This window comes from Methyloversatilis sp. NSM2 (assembly GCF_038066675.1).
Lineage (GTDB): Bacteria > Pseudomonadota > Gammaproteobacteria > Burkholderiales > Rhodocyclaceae > Methyloversatilis > Methyloversatilis discipulorum_A.
Map to the genome: position 1 here is coordinate 83,427 of NZ_JBBUKV010000013.1, position 19,876 is coordinate 103,302.

Here is a 19,876-nt window from a genome sequence, read left to right on the forward strand (position 1 = left end):
CGCAATGTTCCGCCGGGGCGTTCATGCTGATCTGGTTCGTAGTGCTCTATCTGATGGTGTCGGTCGGCATCGGCCTGTACGCGTCGAAGAACGTTCATAACGCGAAGGACTTCGCGGTGGCCGGGCGCAGCCTGCCGCTGCCGGTGGTCACCGCCACCGTGTTCGCCACGTGGTTCGGTGCCGAGGCGGTGTTCGGCGTGTCGGCGCAGTTCGTCACCGAAGGCCTGGGCGGCGTGGTGGCCGACCCCTTCGGTTCGTCGATGTGCCTGATCATCGCCGGCTTCTTCTTCGCCTCGAAGCTGTACAAACTCAACATCCTGACCGTCGGCGACTACTACCGCATGCGCTACAACCGCACGGTGGAGGCGATCACCTCGATGTGCATCGTCGTGTCCTACCTCGGCTGGGTGGCGGCGCAGATCAAGGCCATGGGCCTCATCTTCTTCATGGTGACCAACGGCGCCGTGAGCCAGGAGGCAGGCATGGTGCTGGGCGCGGTCATCGTGCTCACCTACACCACCTTCGGCGGCATGTTCTCGGTGGCCATCCTCGACTTCGTGCAGATGGCGGTGTCGATGGGCGGCCTGCTCTACATCGCCTACATCATCAGCGGCCTGACCGGCGGCGTGGCGCCGGTGATCGAGCACGCGTCGGCAGCCGGCAAGCTCGATTTCTTCCCGCCGGCCGACCCCTGGCTGTGGATCACCTTCATCGGCGCCTGGCTCACCATGATGCTGGGTTCGATTCCGCAGCAGGACGTGTTCCAGCGCGTCACCTCGGCAAAGTCGGCCAAGGTGGCCGTCGGTGGTTCGGTGCTCGGCGCGACCATCTACTTCTGCTTCTGCTTCGTGCCGATGTTCATCGCCTACTCGGCGACGCTGATCGATCCGGCCACCTTCGGCGCGCTGATCGAGGAGGATTCGCAGCGCGTGCTGCCGACGCTGGTGATGCAGCACACGCCGCTGATCGCGCAGATCCTGTTCTTCGGCGCCGTGCTGTCGGCCATCATGAGCTGCTCGTCGGCGACGCTGCTGGCGCCCTCGGTCACCTTTGCCGAGAACATCGTGAAGGGCTTCTACCCGCGCATGAGCGACCGTCAGTTGCTGTTCGTGATGCGCGGCGCCATCGTCGGCTTTGCCAGCGTCGTGCTGCTGGTCGCGCTCAATTCGGAAACCAGCATCTTCGGCATGGTCGAGAACGCCTACAAGGTGACGTTGGCCGGCGCCTTCGTGCCGCTGTTCTTCGGTGCCTTCTGGAAACGCGCGACGACCCAGGGCGCGCTGGCGGCCATCATCGGCGGGCTGATGTCATGGCTGCTGATCGAGATCCTGGTCGGTGAAGCGAGCCTGGTACCGCCGCAGCTGATCGGTCTGGTCGTCAGCATGGTCGGCATGGTGGGTGGGTCACTGCTGCCGCAGTGGGTCGGTCACCGGTTGCCGCACGAACCGGATCACGCCGCGCTGCATCACCATGCTGCGTCCGGTACGCACCACGCCGCGCCTGGCGGTCACCACACGCCGAACTGATCAGGGCTTCGCGCCCGTCTCGGTGGTTTCCTTGGCGTCCTTGGCGGCTTCCTTCGCTGCCGCCTCGGCCTCGCGGTGGGCGCGCTCCTCTTCGCGGCGCTGTACGCGCTCGTCGATCTTCGCCGCCTTGCGCCGTTGGTCGGCGGCGCGCTCGGCGGCGCGTGCGTCCTCGCGCTTGCGCTTGGCCGCCTGCGCGGCGTCGCGCTCTGCCTGAGCGCGTTCGCGCGCCTCGGCCTGGGCCGCCATTTCGGCGTCCTTGTCGGCGCGGGCGGCTGCATCCTGCGCACGCTGCGCCTCCTGTTCGCGCGTCTTGACGCTCATTTCGATCGACTTGTCCCGGCGCGCTTCGGCCGCACGCTGCTTTTCCGCGCGGCGAACTTCGGCGGCGCGGGTGCGCATGTCGCGTTCGATGTCGCTGGCCTGGATTTCCAGCTTGCGCGCCTCACCCACGCTGCGGCGATAGGCTTCGTCGGTGTCCTCGATGCAGGACGACACCAGCGTGCGCTGCCAGCAGGCGGCATAGCCCTCGTCGCGCGCAATGCGGGCTGCTTCCTGTTGCGTGCGTGCCTGCTGCTTCAGCGCAGCGGCCTGGTCGCGCAGCCGTGCGCGCTCTTCCGCGGGGAAGCTGTCCTCCTGCGCAGCGGCGAAGGTGCTCGCGCTCAGGGCAATCAGCGCAGCCATGCTGCGCAGGGCAAAGGTGTTCACGTGCGGTGTCCTCGTTCAATCCGGGGCGCCTCGGCGGGCGCCCTCGTTGCCGTCCCCCGCGGCGCTGAGGGCAGCAGGGGCCATGATGCTAACCCGCAACAGCGGGTCGGGTACGAGATCGATCAACGCGCATGCCTCGCTGGCGACGGACAGCACGCGCCGGCCTGGGCCTCGCTGACACCGTGCACGCACAAAAAAAACGGGCGCCCGAAGGCGCCCGAACCATTGCTGGAGGAGTGTTCGTATCAGAGGCGGTAGGCGGTTTCGCCGTGGGCGGTCACGTCCAGACCTTCGCGCTCTTCGTCTTCCGGCACACGCAGGCCGATGAAGATGTCGACCAGCTTGTAGGCGATGAAGGACACGACGCCCGACCACACGATGGTGATCACCACGCTCATCGCCTGGATGCCGACCTGGGCACCCATCGCGAAGTCTTCGGCACCGGTACCGCCGAGCGACGGCGCGGTGAACACGCCGGTCAGGATGGCGCCGACGATGCCGCCGACACCATGCACGCCGAACACGTCGAGCGAGTCATCGGCACCGAGCATGTGCTTCAGGCCATTCACGCCCCACAGGCAGATCACGCCAGCCAGCAGACCAATCACCAGTGCACCCATCGGGCCGACGGTACCGCAGGCCGGGGTGATGGCAACCAGACCGGCGATCGAGCCGGAAGCGGCACCCAGCATCGACGGCTTGCCCTTGAAGATGGCTTCGGCGGCGATCCACGCAACCGTAGCAGCAGCGGCGGCAATCATCGTGTTGATGGCGGCCAGCGCAGTGTTGGCGTTGGCTTCCAGGTTGGAGCCGGCGTTGAAGCCGAACCAGCCCACCCACAGCATCGACGCACCGACCATGGTCAGTACCAGCGAGTGCGGGGCCATCGATTCCTTGCCGTAGCCGATGCGCTTGCCGACCATGTAGGCACCCACCAGACCGGCGACACCGGCATTGATGTGCACCACCGTGCCGCCGGCGAAGTCGAGCGCGCCGTGACCCAGCAGGTAACCACCGGCACCCCACACCATGTGGGCGATCGGGATGTAGGAGAAGGTGAACCACAGCACCGAGAACAGCAGCACCGCCGAGAACTTGGCGCGTTCGGCGAACGAACCGACGATCAGCGCGGCGGTGATGCCGGCGAAGGTCAGCTGGAACACGATGAACACGTACTCGGGCAGCTTCACGGCGGGGCTGAAGGTGTCAGCCAGCGATTCGACCGAGACACCGCTCAGGAAGAGCTTGTCCAGCGAACCGATGAAGGGCGTGCCCTCGGTGAAGGCCAGGCTGTAGCCGTAGACGACCCACAGCACGCCGATCAGCGAGAACACCACCATCACCTGCATCAGCACCGACAGCATGTTCTTGGCGCGCACCATGCCGCCGTAGAACAGCGCCAGGCCGGGCAGGGCCATGAACAGCACGATGATGGTGGAAACCAGCATCCAGGCCACGTCGCCCTTATGGACTTCGGCCTTCACTTCTTCGGCCGGAGCCGCTTCAGCCGGTGCTGCTTCGGCGGCCACCGGTGCTGCCTCGGGCGCCGCCGGGGCGTCGGCGGCCGGTGCGGCCGCTTCTGCCGCGACCGGCGCTGCCGGGGGGTCTTCTGCCATGACAGGCGCTGCCAGGCCGATGGCCAGCGTTGCGCACAGGATGCTCAAAAAGCGCTTCATCTCCCGTTCTCCCTTAAAGCGCATCGACGCCGGTTTCACCGGTGCGAATGCGGACGACTTGTTCGAGATCGAATACGAAAATCTTGCCGTCGCCGATTTTGCCGGTGCTGGCGGACTTTTCGATGGCTTCGACGACGCTGTCGACCAGCTCGTCGCTGATCGCCGCTTCGATCTTCACCTTCGGCAGGAAATCGACGACGTACTCGGCACCGCGATACAGCTCGGTGTGGCCTTTCTGACGACCGAAACCCTTGACCTCGGTGACGGTGATGCCCTGCACGCCGATGGCGGACAGCGCCTCACGCACTTCGTCAAGCTTGAACGGCTTGATGATGGCAGTGACTAGTTTCATGACATTCCCCTGGCAGATGCCGCGAAGCGTTTGTGTGAATCAGAAGGTCTTGGAAACGAATACGACGTACTGGTCGTCGCCGAGGTACTTGCCCTTCAGATTGGTGTAGAAGGCCTTTTCCGTGCTGTTCATGCTGGTGTCGGTATAGAAGGCGCCGACGGTGAAGCTCTGGGGCAGCGCGTAGGACAGGCCGATCTTCCAGTCTTCGTACGAGGCGAAGGAGTCGTTCTTGACGCCAGCGTTCGAGCCATCGAATTCCTGGATGCCGTAGTGCAGGTTAAGCGTCAGCGCGTCGGTGATCGGGTAGTTGGCCTGCAGATCCAGATACCACGTGCCGTCCGCGTTGTTCACGCCGAAGGTGTCGCCAAGGCTGTACGAGTATTTGGCCGACAGGAACTTCCAGCTGGCAGCAACATAGACTTCGGTCGTGTCGGCCTTGGTTATGCCGGGGTTGCGATCGCCCGGATAGATGTACTGCAGGATACCGACGTCCATGCCGATGTCTTCGGTCACTGCGAACTTGTAGCCACCGTAGACGTCGATTTCCATGCTGGAGCTGGAGTAGGCCGGATCCACACCCGCCGGTGCATCCTTGAGCCACGAAATGTTCGAAGCCCAGGTGCCGATGTAGAAGCCGCTGGCGTGCGAGTAGTCGAAGCCGCCCTGCAGTGCGATGTCTTCATTGGTCTGGCTGATGCCGCGGAACACATACTGGCTGAACAGACCGACGTTGCCGGTGAAGGTGTGCGGGCTGGCCGGCTCTTCGGCATGGACGGAGAAGGCGGGTACGGCCAGCGCGCTGGCGAGGGCGGCGGCGATCAGAGTCTTTTGCATGAGTGTTCACTCCTTGATGTTAGGGAAAACTGCTCAGCCTCCATTGCACGGACCGTGCCAGCAAGCAAACATCAATTATTTCAATGGTTTGTGATCGTGTCCCACAGCGGCGCCGTGATCCATGCAACGGCCTTGCCCCAAGTTCACGCGCGACAAATCCGACTCGCACCAAGTCGGTGCGTGAATACATGGCCTTACATTCCATGCGCGAATTCGGTGCCCGCATGCCCGGAAATGCACCGCGATGTCATGAATGACGCCGCCACGATGGTCGCGCCGGCGGCTGCTTGCCGGCACAATGCGCGGCGAACGCACGTCGCGTCGGCGTCCCGCCGGGGCGCTGCGTTGAATCCCTAACTGCAGGAGGTCGCCATGCTCAATCCCAAGATGCTCGAAGAGCTGTCCAGCCGTTTTTCCGAACTGATCGCCGCCAGCCCGGCCCGCGATCTGGAAAAGAACGCCAAGGCGATGGCCAGCGCGATGTTTTCCCGCCTCGATCTGGTTACGCGCGAGGAATTCGACGTGCAGAAAGAGGTGCTGGCCCGCACCCGCGCCCAGCTCGAAGCGCTGGAAGCGCGTGTTGCCGATCTTGAAAGCCGGCTTGCCGCACGCGAGGGCTGACTGCGGCCGCGGAATTTTTCCCGTCATCGCGCATCAACAACGGTGTGCGACTTATATGGAGAGCTCATGACCTTCCCGAATTTCACGGCCGTGTGCCGGTCGACCGTGATCGCTGCGGGTCTGGCACTGGCCGTGCCGGCGCTGGCGGCCGGCACCTACAGCCGTGTGCTGCCCGAGAAAAGTTCGCTGGCCTTCGTGTCGCAGCAGATGGGGGTGTCGGTCGACGGCACCTTCCGCAAGTTTGCCGCGACGCTTGATTTCGATCCGACCAAACCCGAGGCCGGCAAGGCCACGCTGGACATCGAACTGGCGTCGATCGATGCCGGTGGCCCGGAAGCCAACGACGAGGTGAAGGGCAAGAACTGGTTCGACGTGAAGCAGTTCCCGACGGCGCGCTTCGTGTCCACCTCGGTCAAGCCGCTGGGCAACAACAGGTTCGAAGTACGCGGCCAGATGAGCATCAAGGGCAAGACGCGCGAGGTGGCCGCGCCCTTCACGCTGAAACCGGAGGGTGCCGGTGCGGTGCTCGAGGGCAGTTTCCCGCTCAAGCGCCTTGACTACGGAGTCGGCACCGGCGCCTGGGGTGACACCTCGGTGGTCGCCGACGAGGTGCAGATCCGCTTTCGGCTCGCCGTCGCCGGCAAGTAATCCCCCGGACGCGCCCGACTGCGGCGCGCCCGTACATCAATAAGAAGGAGTTCCTGCATGAAGAAGATCGCTGTTGCCCTGTTCGGCGCATTCGCCGGCCTGTCCATGACCGCCGGCGCGATGGCCGCCGATAGCTTCACCATCGACAGCCGCCACACCTTTCCGGTGTTCGAGGTCAACCACCTCGGCTTCTCGACGCAGCGCGGCCGTTTCAACAACGTGACCGGCAAGATCATGCTGGTGCCGGCGCAGAAGAGCGGCAGCATCGAGGTCACGATCGACAGCGCTTCGGTCGACATGGGCCTCGAAGCCTGGGACAAGCACATGCGCGGCGAGGATTTCTTCAACGTCGAGAAGTTTCCGAACATGACCTTCAAGTCGACGAAGCTGATGTACGAAGGCGACAAGCTGGTCGGCGCGGAGGGCGATTTCACGCTGCTCGGCGTGACCCGGCCGGTGCGTCTGGACGTCAAGGGCTTCGCCTGCGGCACCCACCCGATCAACAAGAAGGCGCTGTGCGGTGCCGACATCTCGACCACCCTGAAGCGTTCGGAATTCGGCATGACCAAGTACCTGCCGGGCATCGGCGACACGGTGGTGATCAACATCCCGGTCGAGGCGTTCAAGGACTGAGGCGCCGCCGGAGCGCAGCGGTCTTGTCGGGGCCAAGGTCGCTCCCGCGAGGCGCGCGCCCGAGCCGCGAGCCGAACCAAGGCCGCGGTGCTGTGGGAGGGGTCTTCTGACCCCGACAGCGGCCGTCGATCAAATACGGTCGCACGCGCCTCATGTGTTAACCGAATACCACCCCGAGCCCTTCCGTCCGTAGCACGTTAGCGACCTGCGCGCGTTGCGCGCTTCACGCGAGGAGGACGGACATGAAGGCGAAGAAAATCCTGTTGCTGGCCGGCGATTTCGTCGAGGACTACGAAATCATGGTGCCTTTCCAGGCGCTGCTGGCCGTCGGCCACACCGTGCACGCGGTGTGTCCGGACAAGAAGGCGGGCGACCAGATCGCCACCGCCATTCACGATTTCGAAGGTCAGCAGACCTATTCCGAGAAGCGCGGCCATAACTTCACGCTGAACGCCACGTTTGATACGGTGAAGGCCGAGGACTATGACGCGCTGGTCATCCCCGGCGGTCGTGCGCCTGAATACCTGCGCATGGACGACAAGGTGCTGGCCATCGTCCGTCACTTCGCGCTGGCCGACAAGCCGATCGCCGCGATCTGCCACGGTGCCCAGCTGCTGGCCGGCGCCAAGGTGCTCGAAGGCCGCCTGTGCTCGGCCTACCCGGCCTGCCGCGCCGAGGTCGAACTGGCGGGTGGCCGCTACGCCGACATCGCCATCGACGGCGCGGTGACCGATCGCAACCTCGTCACCGCACCGGCCTGGCCGGCGCACCCAGCGTGGATTTCTCAGTTCCTCGCAGTGCTCGGCACGCGCATCGAGTAAGCGAACAGCGCAGCGGGGCGCGTGCGTTCCGCTGCGCTGTCTACAATAGGCGCAGGAGGTGTCACCCATGTGCCAGATCTTCATCCGCGCCGACCCCGAACTTTATGTGATGCGCAGCCGTTCGCTGCGGCTGCGCGGCGTCGCCACCAGCATCCGGCTGGAAAACCAGTTCTGGGACGTGCTGGAGGAGATCGGCGCGCGCGACGGGCTGACGCTGCCGCGCCTCATTTCCAAGCTGTACGACGAACTGGCCGAGGCGGGCGGCGGTGACGGCGCCCACCTGCTGCCGGCCAACTTCACCTCCTTCCTGCGCGTGTGCTGCGGCCGTTACATGGCGCTGCAACTGGCCGGCGCGATACCGGCCGACACCCGCATCGCCATTTCGTCGCTCGACGCCGAGCGCGTGCTGGCGGCCGAACGCCGGCGTACCGCGGCCAACCAGGTCGCCTGATGACGACGCTGAAGTACCTGTCGGCCTATCCGGCCCATATCCAGGACCAGGTGCGCACGCTGATCGAGCAGGACAGGCTGGCCGAAACCCTGCGCGTGCGCTATCCCGAGCGCCATGACGTGGGCAGCGATTCCGCGCTGTACGACTACGTGCTCGAACTGAAGAACCGCCACCTGCGCACCGCGCCGCCGGTCGCCAAAGTGGCGTACGACAGCGGCCTTGGACTGGTGGCGAAGGCGCTCGGCACGCAGACCACGATTTCGCGCGTGCAGGGTGCAAAGCTCAAGAGCAAGCGGGAAATCCGCGTCGCCACGCTGTTCCGCGACTGCGCGCCGGAGTTTCTGAAGATGATCGTCGTGCATGAGCTGGCTCATCTGAAGGTGCGTGAGCACGACAAGAGTTTCTATGCGCTGTGCGAGCACATGGAACCGCGCTATCACCAGTACGAGTTCGACCTGCGGCTGCACCTGACCTGTCTCGATCTCGCAGGGAAGTCCGCGTAGCCGGTGACCCGCGCGGCGCTACACTGCGGCCGATGAGCGAACTGAAGAAAACCGTATCCCTCGTGCTCGGTTCCGGTGGCGCCCGCGGCCTCGCGCACATCGGCGTCATCCGCGAACTGCTGGCGCGCGGCTACGACATCCGCGCGATCTCCGGTTCGTCGATGGGCGCCGTGGTGGGCGGCATTCACGCTGCCGGCGGGCTCGACGCCTACGAACAGTGGGTGACCGGCCTCGCCCAGTCCGACGTGTTCCGCCTGCTCGACTGGACCTTCTCCGGCGGCGGCCTGATCCGCGGCACGCTGCTGATGACGCGGCTGCGCGAGCTGATCGGCGACTGCGACATCGAAACCCTGCCGCTGGACTTCACCGCGGTCGCGGTCGACATCGAGCGCGGGCGCGAGGTGTGGTTCACCGACGGTCCGCTGTTCGAAGCGATGCGCGCCTCGATGGCGGTGCCGTCCATCTTCACGCCGCACGCCTACCGCGGCCGTATGCTGGTCGATGGCGGCCTGCTCAATCCGGTGCCGGTGGCGCCGACACAGCGCACGCTGACCGACCTCACCGTCGTGGTTGACCTGAATGGCGAATCGGTCGAGCCGCCACCGCTGCAGAAGCTGCCCGCCGAGGTATCCCCCGGATTGCTGGCGCGCCTGCGCGGCTATCTGCCGGGCGGCAATGGCGACGCCAAGCCGGTCGAGACCGGTCTGGCGATGTCCGACGTGCTCATGCGTTCGCTCGAAACCATGCAGGCAGCGATCACCCGCCAGCACCTCGCGGTGTTCTGGCCGGATGTCGTCATCAGCGTGCCGAAGAACACCTGCCAGTTCCATGAATTCCATCTGGCGGCGTCGCTGATCGACTACGGCCGCCAGCTGGCGGCCGCCGCACTCGATGCGGCTGAGAAAGAGCGCGCGCGGCACGACGGTCATACGCCGCTGCGTACCGATCAAGCGCAGCAATGAGACGCGCGCCGATGCGTACTTCGATGATCGCGCTGACCGCCGCCGTGCTGGGTGGCGTCGTCGTGGCACAGGCCCTGCCGCAACCGCTGCTGCCGGAGCAGGCCAGCTGGTTCAGCCCGCCGGCGGTTCCGGCGCTGAAGGCCGCCTGGCTGGTCGGTTCCGAACAGGCGGCCGGCCCTTACCTGCTGCGCGTGCGTCTGGCGGCGGGCGGTCGCTTTCCGCCGCATACCCATCCCGACACCCGCTACACGACGGTGCTCAGCGGCACGCTGTACGTCGGTTTCGGCGAGCGCGTCGATGAGACCGCCGTGGTGGCGGTGCCGGCGGGCGCCCTCTACGAAGCGCCGGCCGGCGTGCCGCACTGGGTATGGGCGAGAGACGGCGACGTCGAATACCAGGAGTCCGGCGTCGCACCGACCGCAACCCGTCTCCTTCGCTGACTGCGTGGACAAAAAAACGCCCGGTTCCGCGGGCGGACCGGGCGAGCGCAAGGAGGAGTGAAACGGAGCAGCTACTTCAACAGCATCAACAGCAGGACTACATCTTTTGCTGGACGTCGCGGGCGGTGTCCTGAACCTTCTCGCCACCGGCTTCGATGTCCTTGCCGGCGCCAGCGATCGTGTTGCAGCCCGCCAGCGCGAGCCCGGCGCACATCAGCATCAGGGTGATCAATCTGTTCATCGTCGTCTCCTGTCGTTCTGTGTGGGGTTCAGGTGCGGTTGCGCAGCTGTGCAACCGTCGGCTGGAAGTCGCCCTCTTCATCGACATCCAGCGTCAGCATGAGGCCGTCCTCGACCGGCTGCAGCCGGTAATCGGGTACCGCCAGACGCAGTCCGGCGTCACTGCCGCGCGAGATGCGCACCATGGCGTAACGGGCGGAGCGTTCGCCGTGACGGGCCGAAATGGTCTGCTCCACCACGCCCACGGTCGCGCCTTCGGTGTCGAACACTTCGCGGCCGTCCAGCGACGACAGCGCGACGGCGGCGCCCGACGGCGACGCGTCGATGCGTCCGGTGCGACCCAGTTCATAGGCGGCGAGCAGGGCGATCACGGTCAGCGCGCCGGCCAGTGCCGACATCAGCATGCGTCCAGTCACGATGGGAATCTCCGTCTGCATCACACGAGCCCAGTATGGGCAGCAGGTGCGTGTGCGCCTGTCATCCGTCGCGGTGGGTGCGTGTAGGACAAATCCGGCAGGCGCGCTTCGGTTACCCTCGCGTCTGGTCGAGGAGGGCGGACATGATCTGGTTGATTGCAGGACTGGTGCTGGTGATCGGTGTGCATTCATTGAGGCTGGTTTCACCCGGCCTGCGCGAGCAGGTGATTGCGCGGCACGGCGCGATGCGCTGGCGCCTGCTGCATTCGGGCGCGTCACTCGTCGGCCTGGTGCTGCTGATCTGGGGCTACGGCGAGGCGCGGGCGGAGCCGCTGTGGCTGTGGATACCGCCGGTGTGGTCGCGTCACGCCGCCGCGCTGCTGATGCTGCCTTCATTCGTGCTGCTGGCGGCTTCGCTGCTGCCGGGCTCGCGCCTCGCCGCCCGGCTGCGCCAGCCGCTGGCCGCGTCGGTGAAGATATGGGCGTTCGCCCACCTGCTGGCCAATGGCACGCTGGCCGACCTGCTCATGTTCGGCAGTTTCCTCGCGTGGGCGGTGCTGTCCTTCACGCTGCTGCGTCGGCGCGAGGCGCCTCTGCCGGTGCCGCCGGGCTCGGCGGCCGGCGATCTGAAGGTGGTGCTGGCCGGTATCGCCGGCTGGGCCGTGTTCGCGTTCTGGCTGCACGGCCTGCTGATCGGCGTGCGGCCCTTCGGCTGAGGAGAGCGGGAATGATGACCGTGCACATCGAGCGCCTGCGCCCGGGCGACGACCTGCGGCGCAGCCTCGAACAATGGGCCAAGCGGCAGGATCTTGGCGCCGCCTTCGTGCTGTCGGCCGTCGGCAGTCTGTCGCCGGCCATGCTGCGGCTGGCCGGGCGGGATACGCCGACGGTGATCGACGGCGACAGCGAACTGCTGACGCTGTCCGGCACGATCAGCGCGCACGGCGTGCATCTGCACCTGTCGGTGGCCAACGCGCACGGACAGGTGACCGGCGGTCATCTTCTTGCCGGCAGCATCGTGCGCACGACGGTGGAACTGGTGCTCGGCATCGCCAGCGGTTGGGAAATCCGCCGCGAGATCGACCCGCTCACCGGCTACGAGGAAATGGTGGCCGAGAACCACGACGAACTGCTCGGTGCGCGCGGCCCGGACTGATATCCACGCAGCGCGCGAAAAACTATTTCGTCACCGTTGCCCAAAAAACAGGCAACACCGTTGACACCGGCCCCCGCCGGGCGATTGCGGCGTCTATACATCTTTCGCTAACAAGTTTGTCCACAGATGCTGTGGATGACGCACCGCGGCATGCCTCGAACCATGTCGCGGTCATCGGTACGCGCCGCGGACGGAGGTGAATCCCCCGGCTTCGGCGCACCTGCCCAAAAATGAGGCAACCCTATTGACACCCTCAGCCGGCGCGGCTGTCGTGACGACGCGATGCATCTTGTCCACAGATGTTGTGGATAAGAACGGCGCGCCGGCCGTGTAAGCTCGCGGCTTTCCGATCCAGGATCCTGCAGTGGCGAAAGTCATTCCCGACGGCTGGCGAGAACTCGCGGCGGGCGAGGCCGGCGGCGCGGCCGAGCGCGAACTGGCGACGCTGGCGCTGCTCGAGCGCGGCCTGCCGGCCGCCTATACCGTCTATCACGGCGTGCACTGGACGCGGCTCGACGAGGGCGGCTTCTCGATCTACGGCGACATCGACTTCGTCGTGGTGAATGCCGCCGGCGAACTGCTGGCCATCGAACAGCGCAGCGGTTTCCTCGAAGAGGGGCCGCACGGCCTCAGTTCGCGCCGGCGTGGTCGCGACCGCAATGTCGCGGTCGGCATCGCGCGCTCGCGCACCGCGCTGCAGGCCCGGCTGGCCGCGCGGCTCGGCGGGCCGGCGCCGCGCATCGAGTACCTGCTGTACTGCCCGGACTACTTCGTGCGCCAGGCACATACCGCCGGCATCGAGCCTGAGCGCATCGTCGACGCCGCGGTGCGCGACCAGCTGATACCGCGCATCCGCGCCATCCTGCCGCCGGGCGAACACAGCGGGCACGCGCCCGAGGTGCACCGCTTTCTGCGCGACGAGATCAAGCTGGAGCCGGACGTCGCCGCGCGGCTGGGCATCGCGCGCGAGCGCATCACGCGCGTCGCCGGCGGCCTGTCGCAGTGGGCGCGCGCGCTCGACTTCGATCCCTACCGGCTGCGCGTGGTCGGTACCGCCGGTTCCGGCAAGACCCAGCTCGCGCTGGCCGAGTACAGCGCCGCCATCGCCGCCGGCCGTCGCCCGCTCTACGTCTGCTTCAACCGCCCGCTCGCCGACCACCTCGCGCACATCGCGCCCGAAGGCGGCATGGCCTGCACCTTCCACCACCTGTGCGAACGCGTGCTCGCCGCGCACGGCGAGCGGCCGGACTACGCCAAGCCGGACGCCTTCGACGCGCTGATCGCGCGCGCCGGCGAGCTTGAGGTGCCGGACGACCTGCGTTTCGATTCCATCATCGTCGACGAGGGGCAGGACTTTTCCGCCGACTGGGCGCAGCAGCTGTGGCGCCACGCCGCCGATGATGACGCGCGCCGCATCTGGCTCGAAGACCCGATGCAGAACCTGTACGCGCGCCCGCCTATCGAGCTGCCGGGCTGGGTCACGCTGCGTGCGCACAGCAATTTCCGCAGCCCGCGACCGGTGGTGCGCATGCTGCAGGCCCTGCTGCCGGCGGCCGAACACATCGAGGCGGCGTCGCCGTTCGAGGCGGACGAGGTCGAGCTGCTCAGCTACGACGCCGCCCATCCGCTGACCACGCGGGTCAAGGAAGCGATACGGCTGTGCTTCGCCGCCGGCTTCCATGCGCAGGACGTTGCCATCATCAGCTGGCGCGGCCGCGAACAGTCGGAACTGCTGCGCCACGACCGGCTCGGCGCCAATGCGCTGCGCAGCTTCACCGGTCAGTACGATCTGCTCGGCCAGCCGGAGTATTCCGGCGGTGAGGTGCTGATCGAATCGGTGTACCGCTTCAAGGGACAGTCGGCGCCGGCGGTCATCCTCGCCGAAATCGATTTCGAAACGCTGGACGAACGCACGCTGCGCAAGCTCTTCGTCGGCGCCACGCGCGCCATGATGAAGCTGGTGCTGGTGGCGAGCGAGCGCGCTGCCGCTCAGCTGCGCGACAAGCTGGCGGCGCATCCGTGAGCGCGATGACAGCGAACGCGCTGATGATCCAGGGCACCACGTCCGACGCCGGCAAGAGCACGGTCGCCGCCGGCCTGTGCCGCAGCCTGCACCGGCGCGGTGTGCGCGTGGCGCCGTTCAAGCCGCAGAACATGGCGCTGAACAGCGCGGTCACCGCCGACGGCGGCGAGATCGGCCGCGCCCAGGCGCTGCAGGCGCACGCCTGCGGGCTGGCGCCGCACACCGACATGAACCCGGTGCTGCTCAAGCCCAATTCCGACACTGGCGCGCAGGTCATCGTGCATGGCCGCGCACTGGCCAATATGGAAGCGCGCGCCTACCACGACTACAAGCGGGTCGCGATGGATGCGGTGATGCAGTCCTGGCGGCGGCTGACCGCGCAGTACGACTTCGTCGTGGTCGAAGGCGCGGGCAGCCCGGCGGAAATCAATCTGCGCGATCGCGACATCGCCAACATGGGCTTCGCGCTGCCCAACCGCTGCCCTGTCGTCATCGTCGCCGACATCGACCGCGGTGGCGTGTTCGCCCATCTGGTCGGCACGCTGGACTGCCTGTCCGATGACGAACGCGCGCTGGTACGCGGCTTCGTCATCAACCGCTTCCGCGGCGACCGCGCGCTGCTGCGTTCGGGCGAAGAGTGGCTTGAGCGGCGCACCGGCCTGCCGGTGTTCGGCGTGCTGCCGATGCTTAAAGGTCTGCACCTCGACGCCGAGGACTCAATTCAGACACAGCAGACCGCTGCGGGTGAGGCCGCGCGGCTGCGCGTGGCGGTGCCGGTGTTTCCGCGCATCAGCAATCACACGGACTTCGACGCGCTGCGCGCCCATCCCCAGGTCGACCTGATGTTCGTGCCGCTCGATCGGCCGCTGCCGGCTTGCGACCTCGTCATCCTGCCCGGCAGCAAGAGCGTGCAGGGCGACCTGGCGGCACTGCGCGCGCACGGCTGGGACGCGCAGATCGCCCGTCACCTGCGTTACGGCGGTCGCCTGCTCGGCATCTGCGGTGGCATGCAGATGATGGGCCGTGCACTGCACGATCCGCAGGGCCTGGAGGGCGCGCCGGGCAGCGTGGCCGGCCTCGGCCTGTTCGACTACGACACCACGCTGGAAGCGGAAAAGCAGCTGCGGGTGGTCGCCGGCCGCCTGCAGCCGGGCGGCGAGGCGGTGCGCGGATACGAAATCCATATGGGCGTCAGCAGCGGCCCGGCGCTGGCGCGTCCGGCAGTCGAACTGGAGCACGGCCCGGACGGCGCGCGCTCGGCGGACGGGCAGCTGATGGCGACCTATCTGCACGGCCTGTTCGACGCGCCCCAGGCCTGTGCCGCACTGCTCGCCTGGGCCGGCCTCGAAGCGGCGCAGCCGCTCGACCTGCACGCGCTGCGTGAAGCCAGCCTCGACCGGCTGGCCGACTGCATCGAAGCGGAGATCGACATCGACCGGATGTGCGGTTTCCGCTGACCACTGCGAAGGTCGGGAAAACCCTCTCCTCAGTTGTGGCGCGCGGGATTCTTCGGGGAGCGAGCTTGCTCGCGATCGGGCGGCTGCCCAGCGCTGCAGGATTTTTCGCGCCGCATCGCGAGCAAGCTCGCTCCCACTGAACCCGCGCCGTCCCGTGGGAGCGACCACTGGTCGCGATCTCAGCCGCTGCACCGACAGGACTTCGGCGATGGTCGGATCGCGAGAAACCTCGCTCCGACGTCCTCCGGGTCGTGGAGGAAACCCGCGGCGGACCTCGGCGCGAGGCACCCACCCGGCCCGCCGGTTTGGGCCTTCCGCCGCCCGGTGGTATCGTGCGCGCCGGTGCCGCTGTGGCGGCACTGCATTCGAGGTGCCCTGTGCCGCGGCACAGGGTTAAACGGGAAGCAGGTGAGCGAGCTCTGCTCGCAAGGCCTGCGCTGCCCCCGCAACGGTAAGCAGATTCGATGCACGTTCATGCCACTGGGCCCTGTGCCTGGGAAGGCCGTGCATCGCGACACGCGGCACACCGCCCGTCGTCGCAGCTGCGAGCCCGGATACCGGCCCCGGATGCACGAGCGGTCATGCCCGGGGTGCGGCATCGCGACGGATGCGGCCTGCTGCCGGCTGCCTGCGTTGTTGTCCCCTGTGCCATGACTTCATGAGACTGCCGTCGTTCGGGGACGGGCGACGGCTGCAGGGAGCACATAACAATGCACAGCCTTACCTCGGTCGCCGCGCTGCTTGCCGGCGCCGGCCTTCTTTCCTCTCCGCTTCACGCCCAGACGCATGTGCTGGAGCCTGTCGTCGTCACCGCTACCCGCGTCGAGCAGCGCGTGTCGGACACCTTGTCCGACGTCAGCGTCATCGATCGTGAACAGATCGAGGCGGCCGGCCAGTCGACGCTGACCGAACTGCTGGCGCGCCAGCCGGGTGTGCAGATGAGCGGCAACGGCGGTGCCGGTGCCAGCGTCGATTACTTCATCCGCGGCAGCGACTCGCGGCAGACCGTGGTGCTGATCGACGGCGTGCGCGTCGGTTCGGGTTCCAGCGGCACCGCCGCGCTGCAGTACCTGCCGCTGTCGCAGATCGAGCGCATCGAAGTGCTGCGCGGTCCGGCCTCCGCCGTATTCGGCGCCGACGCGATCGGCGGCGTGATCCAGATCTTCACCCGCCGTGGCGACGATGGACTGCAGGGCGAGGCGTTCGCCGGCGGCGGCAGCTACGGCACCTCCGAGGGCAGCGCCAGCCTGCGCGGCGGCGATGGCCGCTGGCGCTTCGCACTGGGCGCCGGCGTGACCAGCAGCCGCGGCTTCAGTTCGACCAGCCCACGCATCAATGAAGGCGTGTCGGTGGCGCGGCGCGCCCACAACCCGGATCACGACGGCTACCTGAACCAGAACTTCAGCGGCAGCCTGAGCTTCACGCCGCACGCAGGCACCGAGATCGGCGTCAGCGCGCTGGCCAGCAAGGGCTACAACGAGTTCGACTCCGGTCTGAGCTTCCCGAACACGCGCAATGATTTCGACAACGACAGTGCGACCATCTATCTGACCCACGCGTGGAACGACGCCCTGTCGACCACGTTGCGCAGCGGCCGCTCGGTCGAGGACTTCATCAGCTACGCCCGCACCTCACCGCTGGGCAATCATTTCCGCACCGAGCAGTACAACCACGCGCTGGAGGCACGCGTGAAGCTGCCTCTGGGCACGCTGTTCGGCAGCGTCGAGCGGCTGGAGCAGGACGTGCTGTCGACCACGCCGACCGCGGTGAACATCGACACCGAACGCAAGATCGACTCGCTGCAGCTCGGCTGGTCCGGCGCCATCGACCGCCACAGCCTGCAGCTGAATACCCGCCACGACCGCTACAGCACCAGCTCGCAGCACAAGACCACCGGCAACGTCGCCTACGGCTATCGGCTGACCGATGAATGGCGGCTGCATGGCGGTTACGGTACCGCCTTCCGTCTGCCCACCTTCAACCAGCTGTTCTTCCCCGGTTTCGGCAATCCGGATCTGGCGCCGGAGTCGTCGCGCAACAAGGAGGCCGGCGTGGTGTGGCAGCGCAAGGGCTCGCGCGCTGCGCTTACCGCCTACGACAACAAGGTGCGCAACCTGATCAACACGGTCACCGTGTCGCCCGGCGTGTCGGAGGCGCGCAACGTCGGCGAGGCGCGTCTGCGCGGCCTGACCTTCGACGGCTCGACCTATCTGTTCGGCCACACCGAGCTGCAGGGTTCGGTCGACCTGCTCGACGCGACCGACCAGGACAGCGGCGACCGCCTGCAGCGGCGCGCCGTGCAGACCGGTCAGCTGCGCGTCATCCAGCACATGACGCGTGGCCGCGTCGGCATCGAGATCCAGAGCACCGGCGACCGCTACTCGAACGCCGACGAGACGCGCCGGCTCGGCGGCTACACGCTGCTGAACCTGTTTGCCGTCTGGAAGCTGTCACCCGAGGTGGCACTTGAAGCACGCGTGAACAACGTGACCGACAAGGACTACACCACCGTGTTCGGCTACAACATGGCCGGCAGCAGCGTGTTCGCCGGCCTGCGCTACACGCCGCAGTTCTGAACGCGGCCGAGCTGACCGGTAAACTCACGCGATGAGCAGCCACCCGCCCGCCACCACCCTGCCGTCGCCAGCCGTACTGCGCGCGCAGCGGCGCCGCGTATGGGTGCTGCCGGCGCTGCTGCTGGCGCTGGGCGCGGCCTTCGCGCTGGCGCTGGCGGTGGGCAGCGTGGCGGTCAGTGCAGCCGAGCTGTGGCAGATCGCGACCGGCGGCGACGCCGGCATGGCGGGCGACATCGTGCGCTCGCTGCGTCTGCCGCGCGCTTTGGCGGCGGCGGCCTGCGGTGGCCTGCTGGCGCTGGCCGGTGCGCTGATGCAGGTGCTGCTGCGCAATCCGCTGGCCGATCCCTATGTGCTGGGCATTTCCGGGGGCGCCGCGGTCGGCGCCTTGCTGGCCATGCTGGTCGGTGCGGCCGGCCTGCTGCTGGAGCTTTCGGCCTTCGCCGGTGCGCTGGCCGCGATGGCGCTGGTGTTCGGGCTGGCGCACGGCGAGGGCAGCCGCACGCCGACACGCCTGCTGCTGACCGGCGTCATCGTGTCGGCGGGCTGCGGCGCGGCGGTGTCCTTCATCCTCGCGGTGGCGAGCGAACAGTCGCTGCGCGGCATGCTGTTCTGGCTGATGGGCGACGCCAGCACGGCCAGCCGTCCGGGTGTGGCGGTGGCGGTGCTGGCCGCCGGGCTGATCGCCTGCGCGCCACTGGCGCGCGACCTCAACCTGCTGGCGCGCGGCGATGGCACGGCCCAGGTGCTGGGCGTACCGGTGGTTCGCCTGCGTCTGGTCGTCTATCTGCTGGCGTCGGCATTGACCGCGATCGCGGTCACCACCGTCGGGTCGGTCGGCTTCGTCGGCCTGGTCGTGCCGCATCTGATCCGGCTCGCCTTCGGCAACGACCAGCGCCTGCTGCTGCCGGCCAGCGCACTGGCCGGTGCCACGCTGCTGCTGCTGGCCGACACCGCGGCGCGCACCGTCATCGCCCCGGCGCAGCTGCCGGTCGGCGTGCTGACCGCGCTGCTCGGCGTGCCGGTGTTCCTGTTCCTGCTGAACCGTCACCGATGAGCGCCGTCCCGACACTGCTCGCACGCGGCCTCGACGTGTCGGTCGCGGGGCGCGCGCTGTGCACCGGCCTCGACCTCGACCTGCGGCCGGGCGAACTGCTGGCCATCGTCGGCCGCAATGGCATCGGCAAATCCACGCTGCTCACCACGCTGGCCGGGCTGCGCCCGCCGGCTGCCGGCACGCTGACACTGGAAGGCCGCGCGCTCGTCGACTGGCCGGCACGCGATCTGGCGAAACGACGGGCACTGCTGGCGCAGTCGCAGGAGGACCACTTCGCCTCCACCGTGCTCGACACCGTGCTGGTCGGTCGCCATCCGCACATCGGCCGCTGGGCCGACGAGAGCGACGCCGATGTCGACATTGCGCTGGCCGCGCTGGCGGCCGTATCGCTGCGCGGCTTCGAACTGCGCGAGGTGCGCACGCTGTCCGGTGGCGAGCGGCAGCGGGTCGCGATCGCCGCGCTGCTGGCACAGCAGGCGCCGCTGTGCCTGCTCGACGAGCCGGTCACCCACCTCGACCTCGATTACCAGATCGAGACGCTGGAGCTGTTCGCGCGCCTTGCTCGCGACGAAGGCCGGGCAGTCGTGGCGGTGCTGCACGATCTCAATCAGGTGCTGCGCTTCGCCGACCGCGCGCTGCTGCTGACCGGCGGCGGCGAATGGGTATGCGGGCCGGTCGACGCGGTGCTGCAGGCGGAGGTGCTGTCGCGCGCCTTCTGCCATCCGCTGAAGGAATTGCGCGACGACGCCCGGCGCTATTTCGTGCCGGCGTGAGGACAGAAT

General features: G+C 67.3%; 22 protein-coding genes and 1 riboswitch. Of the genes, 16 read left to right on the forward strand and 6 right to left on the reverse strand.

Annotated features, from left to right (window positions below; translation table 11 throughout):
* The first annotated feature begins 23 nt into the window (after positions 1–23).
* Complete coding sequence (locus tag WJU27_RS17250; RefSeq protein WP_020166328.1) at positions 24–1,526, forward strand: sodium:solute symporter family protein; 1,503 nt, start codon at positions 24–26, stop codon at positions 1,524–1,526.
* Here WJU27_RS17250 and WJU27_RS17255 read toward each other — a convergent pair whose 3' ends face one another.
* From WJU27_RS17255 to WJU27_RS17270, 4 genes are all read right to left on the reverse strand, one after another.
* Positions 1,527–2,231 carry a hypothetical protein gene (locus WJU27_RS17255; protein ID WP_341422886.1) on the reverse strand — a complete coding sequence of 235 codons (705 nt, stop codon included), beginning with the start codon at positions 2,229–2,231 and terminating at the stop codon, positions 1,527–1,529. It abuts the gene before it with no gap.
* 245 nt (positions 2,232–2,476) lie between these two features.
* Positions 2,477–3,907 (reverse strand): ammonium transporter, encoded by a 1,431-nt coding sequence (locus WJU27_RS17260; RefSeq protein ID WP_020166326.1) that lies wholly within the window; start codon positions 3,905–3,907, stop codon positions 2,477–2,479.
* Between the two features lie 13 nt (positions 3,908–3,920).
* Positions 3,921–4,259 carry a P-II family nitrogen regulator gene (glnK, locus tag WJU27_RS17265; RefSeq protein ID WP_018412627.1) on the reverse strand — a complete coding sequence of 113 codons (339 nt, stop codon included), beginning with the start codon at positions 4,257–4,259 and terminating at the stop codon, positions 3,921–3,923.
* Between the two features lie 39 nt (positions 4,260–4,298).
* A complete protein-coding gene (locus WJU27_RS17270; RefSeq protein WP_020166325.1) occupies positions 4,299–5,093 on the reverse strand; it encodes a TorF family putative porin in 795 nt (264 codons plus the stop codon).
* A gap of 372 nt (positions 5,094–5,465) precedes the next feature.
* On the opposite strand from WJU27_RS17270, the gene WJU27_RS17275 reads away from it, so the two are divergent.
* The 8 genes from WJU27_RS17275 (at position 5,466) to WJU27_RS17310 (ending at position 10,172) form a co-directional block, all read left to right on the forward strand.
* Positions 5,466–5,714 carry an accessory factor UbiK family protein gene (locus tag WJU27_RS17275; RefSeq protein WP_341422887.1) on the forward strand — a complete coding sequence of 83 codons (249 nt, stop codon included), beginning with the start codon at positions 5,466–5,468 and terminating at the stop codon, positions 5,712–5,714.
* 66 nt (positions 5,715–5,780) lie between these two features.
* The gene (locus WJU27_RS17280; RefSeq protein ID WP_304005680.1) at positions 5,781–6,362 is read left to right on the forward strand and encodes a YceI family protein; all 582 of its coding nucleotides are present in this window, start codon (positions 5,781–5,783) and stop codon (positions 6,360–6,362) included.
* A 57-nt stretch (positions 6,363–6,419) separates the two neighbouring features.
* Positions 6,420–6,995, forward strand: coding sequence for a YceI family protein (locus tag WJU27_RS17285; RefSeq protein ID WP_304005678.1), 576 nt, complete (start codon positions 6,420–6,422; stop codon positions 6,993–6,995).
* Between the two features lie 242 nt (positions 6,996–7,237).
* The gene (locus WJU27_RS17290; protein WP_020166322.1) at positions 7,238–7,816 is read left to right on the forward strand and encodes a DJ-1/PfpI family protein; all 579 of its coding nucleotides are present in this window, start codon (positions 7,238–7,240) and stop codon (positions 7,814–7,816) included.
* A 67-nt stretch (positions 7,817–7,883) separates the two neighbouring features.
* The gene (locus tag WJU27_RS17295) at positions 7,884–8,267 is read left to right on the forward strand and encodes a ribbon-helix-helix domain-containing protein (protein ID WP_020166321.1); all 384 of its coding nucleotides are present in this window, start codon (positions 7,884–7,886) and stop codon (positions 8,265–8,267) included.
* On the forward strand, positions 8,267–8,770 hold the full coding sequence (locus tag WJU27_RS17300) for a M48 family metallopeptidase (RefSeq protein WP_341422888.1): 504 nt from the start codon (positions 8,267–8,269) through the stop codon (positions 8,768–8,770). The genes WJU27_RS17295 and WJU27_RS17300 overlap by 1 nt, the downstream gene beginning before the upstream one ends.
* Positions 8,771–8,802: 32 nt before the next feature.
* A complete protein-coding gene (locus WJU27_RS17305) occupies positions 8,803–9,732 on the forward strand; it encodes a patatin-like phospholipase family protein (RefSeq protein ID WP_341422889.1) in 930 nt (309 codons plus the stop codon).
* Between the two features lie 11 nt (positions 9,733–9,743).
* Positions 9,744–10,172 carry a cupin domain-containing protein gene (locus WJU27_RS17310; RefSeq protein WP_341422890.1) on the forward strand — a complete coding sequence of 143 codons (429 nt, stop codon included), beginning with the start codon at positions 9,744–9,746 and terminating at the stop codon, positions 10,170–10,172.
* Between the two features lie 97 nt (positions 10,173–10,269).
* Here WJU27_RS17310 and WJU27_RS17315 read toward each other — a convergent pair whose 3' ends face one another.
* Together WJU27_RS17315 and WJU27_RS17320 are read right to left on the reverse strand one after the other, a co-directional pair.
* Positions 10,270–10,413, reverse strand: a complete 144-nt coding sequence (locus WJU27_RS17315; RefSeq protein ID WP_020166317.1) for an entericidin A/B family lipoprotein — start codon at positions 10,411–10,413, stop codon at positions 10,270–10,272.
* Between the two features lie 28 nt (positions 10,414–10,441).
* The gene (locus tag WJU27_RS17320) at positions 10,442–10,828 is read right to left on the reverse strand and encodes a hypothetical protein (RefSeq protein WP_232416096.1); all 387 of its coding nucleotides are present in this window, start codon (positions 10,826–10,828) and stop codon (positions 10,442–10,444) included.
* A gap of 143 nt (positions 10,829–10,971) precedes the next feature.
* Between WJU27_RS17320 and WJU27_RS17325 the strand changes: the two genes are divergently transcribed.
* From WJU27_RS17325 to WJU27_RS17355, 7 genes are all read left to right on the forward strand, one after another.
* Positions 10,972–11,544, forward strand: a complete 573-nt coding sequence (locus WJU27_RS17325) for an NnrU family protein (RefSeq protein WP_341422892.1) — start codon at positions 10,972–10,974, stop codon at positions 11,542–11,544.
* An 11-nt stretch (positions 11,545–11,555) separates the two neighbouring features.
* Positions 11,556–11,984, forward strand: a complete 429-nt coding sequence (locus WJU27_RS17330) for a PPC domain-containing DNA-binding protein (protein ID WP_341422893.1) — start codon at positions 11,556–11,558, stop codon at positions 11,982–11,984.
* A 364-nt stretch (positions 11,985–12,348) separates the two neighbouring features.
* The gene (locus WJU27_RS17335) at positions 12,349–14,007 is read left to right on the forward strand and encodes an ATP-dependent helicase (protein ID WP_341422894.1); all 1,659 of its coding nucleotides are present in this window, start codon (positions 12,349–12,351) and stop codon (positions 14,005–14,007) included.
* 23 nt (positions 14,008–14,030) lie between these two features.
* On the forward strand, positions 14,031–15,464 hold the full coding sequence (locus tag WJU27_RS17340; RefSeq protein WP_341423031.1) for a cobyric acid synthase: 1,434 nt from the start codon (positions 14,031–14,033) through the stop codon (positions 15,462–15,464).
* A gap of 351 nt (positions 15,465–15,815) precedes the next feature.
* A riboswitch (cobalamin riboswitch) is annotated at positions 15,816–16,044 on the forward strand.
* A gap of 130 nt (positions 16,045–16,174) precedes the next feature.
* Positions 16,175–18,040: a TonB-dependent receptor domain-containing protein gene (locus tag WJU27_RS17345; RefSeq protein WP_341422895.1), complete on the forward strand. Its 1,866-nt coding sequence runs from the start codon at positions 16,175–16,177 to the stop codon at positions 18,038–18,040.
* A gap of 31 nt (positions 18,041–18,071) precedes the next feature.
* A complete protein-coding gene (locus tag WJU27_RS17350; RefSeq protein WP_341422896.1) occupies positions 18,072–19,094 on the forward strand; it encodes a FecCD family ABC transporter permease in 1,023 nt (340 codons plus the stop codon).
* Positions 19,091–19,867: an ABC transporter ATP-binding protein gene (locus WJU27_RS17355; protein WP_341422897.1), complete on the forward strand. Its 777-nt coding sequence runs from the start codon at positions 19,091–19,093 to the stop codon at positions 19,865–19,867. The genes WJU27_RS17350 and WJU27_RS17355 overlap by 4 nt, the downstream gene beginning before the upstream one ends.
* Positions 19,868–19,876 lie beyond the last annotated feature (9 nt).